This window comes from Brevibacillus sp. MCWH (assembly GCF_013096935.1).
Taxonomy (GTDB): Bacteria; Bacillota; Bacilli; order Brevibacillales; family Brevibacillaceae; genus Brevibacillus; species Brevibacillus aydinogluensis.
The window spans coordinates 1-515 of the sequence record NZ_SDLF01000118.1 but is presented as its reverse complement, the minus strand read 5'-3'; the positions used below and the strand labels follow the sequence as shown (position 1 = coordinate 515).

The window sequence follows — 515 nt, the reverse complement described above, 5'->3', positions numbered from 1 at the left end:
CTATTGTATTCAACATGTAAAAAATACATCTTAAACTACTCCTTTCTTTACGTTATTTTTATTCTAAAAAATGTTTTTAACATAATATTAAATTAATATGAAAAAGAGAGGAGGAATAATAAATTATGTCTATAGATAAAAATAAAAGAAAAAAGATGGAAAGTTTAATTTATCAAGTTTTCGATGCTTTAGATGAAACTGGTACTAACACAAAAAAATATAAAGATATGTTTTCTAAAATGAGTGATAAAGAGTTTGATGATTTCTTTAAACAGCTCTTTTCTAATGAAGATGAATACCTTGTTTTAGATGTGGTAGATTATGAAAGAGATTTACGTATTGAGCATGTAGAAAACGCTGCAAATATTTTAGGAGTTCCTTTATTTGAGAAAGTAGTAATGCCATTTGTAAATATGGATACAGAAAACCCTATTGTTACAAAATATGAAGTTCCTGTAGGGTATGTTCACATTAAACGTGTACAACAAATTTTAAGTAAAAAGAAAACTACATCA

Annotated in this window: 1 protein-coding gene; it reads left to right on the top strand. The window is 25.4% G+C overall.

What is annotated here, in order from left to right; translation table 11 throughout:
* Positions 1-125: 125 nt before the first annotated feature.
* Positions 126-515: hypothetical protein (locus ETC00_RS19645; RefSeq protein WP_216369607.1), on the top strand; the 390-nt coding region annotated here is incomplete at its 3' end.